Annotated in this window: 2 protein-coding genes; both read right to left on the bottom strand. The window is 44.8% G+C overall.

Annotated features, from left to right (window positions below; translation table 11 throughout):
• The coding region (locus tag A3750_RS19050; protein WP_304440217.1) for a TCP-1/cpn60 chaperonin family protein at positions 1-387 on the bottom strand (387 nt) is incomplete at its 3' end.
• 58 nt (positions 388-445) lie between these two features.
• Complete coding sequence (locus A3750_RS19055; RefSeq protein ID WP_068454145.1) at positions 446-736, bottom strand: co-chaperone GroES; 291 nt, start codon at positions 734-736, stop codon at positions 446-448.
• Positions 737-1,006: the final 270 nt, after the last annotated feature.

Below are 1,006 nucleotides of genomic sequence, written 5' to 3' on the forward strand. Positions count from 1 at the left end.
CTCAACAGCGACAGAAACACCTTTGTCGATGCCGCGCTTGAGATCCATTGGGTTCATGCCAGCAGCAACTGCTTTCAAACCTTCATTAACGATGGCTTGAGCTAGCACTGTCGCTGTCGTAGTACCGTCACCAGCTGCGTCATTAGTTTGAGACGCAACTTCTTTCACCATCTGCGCGCCCATATTTTCAAACTTATCAGCAAGCTCGATCTCTTTCGCAACGGAAACGCCGTCTTTTGTTACTGTCGGAGCGCCGAACGACTTATCCAGAACGACGTTACGACCTTTCGGTCCAAGAGTAACTTTTACCGCATCAGCCAAAACATTAACGCCGGCCAACATACCTTGGCGAGCTGCATCGCCAAACTTCACATCTTTTGCTGTCATATTTCTAAATCCTGTTTACGTATTTATGAGTCGAAATGAGTCGAAAACTTGAAGTGAATTAAGCTTCGATGATGCCGTAAATCTCGTTCTCGGCCATGATCAATAGCTCTTCGCCATCGATCTTTACTGTGTTACCAGCGTATTGACCAAAAACTACGGTATCACCAGCCTTTACAGCCATTGCTTGTACATCACCGTTGTCGAGCAACTTGCCCGATCCCACAGCCACAACCTCGCCCTGTGAAGGCTTTTCAGTCGCACTGCCTGGCAATACAATTCCTCCAGCGGAGGTGGTTTCTTCTTCTTTGCGACGTACAACAACACGATCGTGTAATGGACGGATTTTCATCTCAATGATTCTCCTAACAGGTTATCAATCCAGTTAAATAGTTCTCTTGCGAGTTTTTCTATAAAAACACAGTCCTTTCAAATTCAAGGAGTGCGTATCTAAGTGATGGGATAAGTTGGGCCACGCATCTTCATTTCAAGGGGTACATGAATAATTTTTTTGCTTTTTTAAGGGTCTATCCGCTTGTCTTTTACTTCAACATACTCTGCATCAATTACCACATTGCCATTTTCACTCTCAACATGGGTTTTTCGATATTCCGCTTGACCA

The organism is Oleiphilus sp. HI0079, assembly GCF_001635105.1.

Coding starts and splice junctions, on each gene's coding strand:
- A3750_RS19055 (WP_068454145.1), bottom strand. CDS start 736: ATGAAAATCCGTCCATTACACGATCGTGTTGTTGTACGTCGCAAAGAA.